This is a genomic window from Caballeronia sp. M23-90, from assembly GCF_053574605.1.
Window position 1 is genome coordinate 1 of the sequence record NZ_JBSIPA010000549.1, and the last position, 4,115, is coordinate 4,115.

Annotated in this window: 4 protein-coding genes; all 4 read left to right on the plus strand. The window is 61.6% G+C overall.

Features of this window, described 5'->3' with window-relative positions; all coding sequences use genetic code 11:
* Nucleotides 1-112 (plus strand): DUF6726 family protein (locus tag ACRXB1_RS32215; protein WP_449494337.1); only part of this gene is annotated, 112 nt, incomplete at its 5' end.
* Nucleotides 113-166: 54 nt separating this feature from the next.
* Nucleotides 167-562: an MliC family protein gene (locus tag ACRXB1_RS32220; RefSeq protein WP_256701369.1), complete on the plus strand. Its 396-nt coding sequence runs from the start codon at nucleotides 167-169 to the stop codon at nucleotides 560-562.
* Nucleotides 563-816: 254 nt separating this feature from the next.
* A complete protein-coding gene (locus ACRXB1_RS32225) occupies nucleotides 817-2,286 on the plus strand; it encodes an aldehyde dehydrogenase family protein (RefSeq protein ID WP_449494335.1) in 1,470 nt (489 codons plus the stop codon).
* Between the two features lie 498 nt (nucleotides 2,287-2,784).
* Nucleotides 2,785-4,115, plus strand: a 1,331-nt coding sequence (locus ACRXB1_RS32230; RefSeq protein WP_449494336.1) for a DEAD/DEAH box helicase, incomplete at its 3' end; no start/stop codon positions are given.

The following is a 4,115-nucleotide window of genomic DNA, read 5'->3' on the forward strand; positions in this document are numbered from 1 at the left end:
TCTGGCAGCGGCGCCGTGCCGTATTGCGTCGGCGGGGCTGAAGATCGTACCGGTGGTCGGTCACGTCGCGGCGGCTCCAACCGACGCGTGCGCCGGGGTGATCGATCCTTGATTGGCGTGCAGCGCGGCGCTTGACCGCACAAACGACGAACAAAAGGATATCGAGATGAAACGAATTTTTGGACGAACGCGCGAGATAAGGAGGAAGGTCGCCGCCGCCCTTGCGGCGCTGTGTGCCGGGTCTGCGGCGCATGTGGCATCTGCCATGCCGCTCACTGTGCCCCAGATCCAGACGGCTACCATGAACACGCTGCGCTACAAGTGCGACGGCGGTCATGCGCTGACAGTCCAGTACATGAACACCAAGAACAAGCAGAGCTTCGCGCTGCTCACCGTGGACGGCCGCAAGATGTTGTTCGTCAACGTCCTTGCTGCGTCCGGCGCGAAATACGTTGGCGACCACTACACGTGGTGGACGAAAGGCCCGGAAGGCACGCTTACCGACGAGACCGCCGACCCGAAAGCCGCGCCCATGCTTGCTGAGTGCAAGACAGGAACCTGATCCGGCCAGTGTCTGATAGGCAGTGAAAGCCCGTTTCGACGTCAATCGAAACGGGCTTTTTGTTTTGGCGATTTCGCCGAAAACATAGGCCGGATGGCCAGCGTGAGGGCTCGTCGCGGCATCGAACGGCTATCCGGAGTATGGTTGCCATGGTGATGTGGACTGAGGCGCACGCGCCGCTGGTACGCGAATGTTTTGCGACGCGGGGTGCGTCTGATCGATGTGCCTATCTTTAGACTGAGGCAGAGGCTGACATGCTGAAGAAAACCTATCCGTATTACCTGGCGAACGAAGCCGTGAACGCCAACACAGACCTGGAAGTCACCGATAAATACAGCGGCGAGGTCGCGACCCGCGTGGCAATGGCAGACGCGAAAACAATCGATGCCGCCATCGGCCACGCCGTTGCTGCCCAGCGCGCGATGCGCGAATTCAAGCCATACCAGCGGCAAGCCGTGCTCGACCATTGCGTGAAGCGCTTCCGTGAACGTTTCGATGAACTCGCCGAAGCGCTGTGCATAGAGGCCGGAAAGCCAATCAACGACTCAAAGGGCGAGGTAACGCGTCTTATCGACACCTTCAGGGTGGCGGCCGAGGAATCGGTGCGTATCGACGGCGGCATGATCAACCTGGAGATCGCGCCTCGCGCCGCCGGTTATCACGGCTATTACAAACGCGTGCCGATCGGGCCGTGTTCGTTCATCTCGCCGTTCAATTTTCCGCTGAATCTCACAGCACACAAGGTCGCACCCGCGATCGCCGCCGGTTGTCCGTTCGTGCTGAAACCCGCGAGCCGCACGCCGGTCGGTGCGTTGATCATGGGCGAAGTACTCGCCGAGACCGATTTGCCAAAGGGCGCATTTTCGATTCTCCCGGCGCATCGCGACGGCGCGGATCTTTTCACAACCGACGAACGTTTCCGCTTGTTGTCGTTTACCGGATCTCCTGCGGTCGGCTGGGAGCTGAAGAAAAAAGCCGGCAAGAAGAAGGTGATCCTGGAACTGGGCGGCAACGCGGCGGCCATCGTGGACGGCGACCAGGCCGACCGGCTGGATTACGTAGTGGACCGGCTGACGTTCGGCGCGTTCTACCAGTCGGGGCAAAGTTGTATCGGCGTTCAACGGATCATTGCTCACGCGGATATCTACGATGCGCTGCGCGAAAAGCTCATCGCAAAAACGAAATCGCTGAAGATGGGCGATCCGAAAGACGAAAACACTTTCGTGGGCCCGATGATCTCGGAATCCGAGTCCAGACGGCTGGCCGGCTGGGTGGAAAGCGCCGTGGCGAGCGGCGCGAGGATCATCGCCGGCGGGAAGGTGGACGGCGCCATGTTCGAAGCGACGTTGCTCGAAGGTGTGAAGCGCGATCAGGATCTGTACCGGAAGGAGGCGTTTGGTCCGGTTGCGATACTCGAAAAGTTCACTGATTTCGCGCAGGCTCTCGAAACGGTCAATGACAGCGATTTCGGCCTGCAGGCCGGTGTTTTCTCCGATAGCCTCACCCACGTGAATCTCGCCTGGGACGAGCTGGAGGTGGGCGGCGTGGTCGTCAACGACGTGCCGTCGTTCCGCGTCGACAACATGCCTTATGGCGGTGTGAAGGATTCCGGGCTCGGGCGCGAAGGGGTCAAATATGCCATCGAGGACATGACCGAACTGCGGCTGATGGTGGTTCGCGATGTGCCGAAACCGGCGCCAGACACCGCGCCGAAGGCGAAATAGCCTGTTGTCGCCGCTGCGCTGTGTCGCCGGAAAGCCCGGCAGGCTGGGCCGGCGGGGTTTTCGCGGCAGCGGGGTACGCGACGCGATCCGTGTGTGGCTGCAAGCGGCGCAGTGCTACAATATCGGGCTTTCCCGTAGTTCGGACGCCACGACTGGCGCGGCTGCGGCGAAGGGCGGGACCGGCATGCTTTCATGCCGGTTGCCGTCGAGGTGGCGCCATGTGAGTCGCTGCAACCCTGCGCGCTACTTGTAACTTGCCGTTTGAGCCGTTTGTACTAGCTGCACGTACTACGCTGTCCGGCTGAATCAGTACGGACCTGGCAACAATTCGCAGAGGTCGAAACCTTGCGAATTCGAAGTCCGCGCGTTGATCGTCGATTGCCAGTTGCAAGGCGAAACACGCGGCTTCTTTCTTCACGATGTCCATGAGCGGTGGAATGACCGCTCGCGCGCCGCTCCGGCGCATTTTTAGCGAAAGCGAAAGCCACCAAAGTCACCATGTCCGATCCCGTCGTCACGAACCCGTCCGCCGCTCAATCCGACGCACCCGGCGCTGAAATCAGCGCTACGCCTCACGTACCCGAGGCTGCAGCGCCTGCTCCCGTGCCTACATTCGACCAGTTCGGCCTGTCCGCTGACATCCTGCGCGCAGTCGTCGAATCCGGCTACACGATCCCTACGCCCATCCAGGCGCAGGCCATTCCGGTGGTCCTTGCTGGCCGCGACGTCATGGGCGCCGCGCAAACCGGCACGGGCAAGACTGCAAGTTTCTCGCTGCCGATCATCCAGCGCCTGCTGCCAATGGCCAGCACGAGCGCATCGCCTGCCCGGCACCCCGTGCGCGCGCTGATCCTCACGCCCACACGTGAGCTCGCCGATCAGGTCGCCGCCAACGTGCAGGCTTATTCCAAGCACACGCCGCTGCGCAGTACGGTGGTGTTCGGCGGTGTCGACATGAATCCGCAGTCGGAAGCCTTGCGGCGCGGCGTGGAAATCCTGATCGCAACGCCCGGGCGCTTGCTCGACCACGTTCAGCAAAAGACGCTGAATCTCGGTCAGGTACAGATGCTCGTGCTGGACGAAGCCGACCGCATGCTCGACATGGGTTTCCTGCCGGATCTGCAGCGCATCCTGAACCTGCTGCCGAAGGAGCGCCAGACGCTGCTGTTTTCGGCCACGTTCTCGGGCGAAATCAAGAAACTGGCGGCGACTTATTTGCGCAATCCGCAAACCATCGAAGTCGCTCGCAGCAATTCCACGAACGCGAACGTGCGGCAAATCGTGTTCGAAGTCGCTGAAAGCGACAAGTCGGGCGCGGTAACGCAGTTGATTCGCGAGCGCGGGCTGAAGCAGGTGCTGGTGTTCTGTAACAGCAAGATCGGCGCAAGCCGTCTCGCACGCGTGCTCGAAAAAGACGGAATCATCGCGACGGCGATCCACGGCGATCGCACGCAGGGCGAGCGCATGCAGGCACTCGATGCGTTCAAGAAAGGCGAGATCGAAGCGCTGGTCGCGACCGACGTTGCCGCGCGTGGCCTCGACATCACCGATTTGCCGGCAGTGATCAATTTCGACCTGCCGTTCAGCGCGGAAGACTACGTTCACCGTATTGGCCGGACCGGACGGGCGGGTGCGACGGGCGACGCGTTGTCGCTGTGCAGCCCGAACGAGCGCAAGCAACTCGCCGATATCGAAAAGCTGATCAAGCGGCCGCTCGAAGTCATGACGCTGAAGGTCGATGTCCCGGTGCGGCGCGAATCGTCTCCGGGTCGCCGCGACGAACGGCCGGCCAATACGGTGAACGTAGTCTTCCGCGCTGAACGGCAGGA

Excerpts from the sequence above, each read along its gene's own strand:
- ACRXB1_RS32225 (WP_449494335.1), top strand. The coding sequence starts at position 817 with ATGCTGAAGAAAACCTATCCGTATTACCTGGCGAACGAAGCCGTGAAC.
- ACRXB1_RS32220 (WP_256701369.1), top strand. The coding sequence starts at position 167 with ATGAAACGAATTTTTGGACGAACGCGCGAGATAAGGAGGAAGGTCGCC.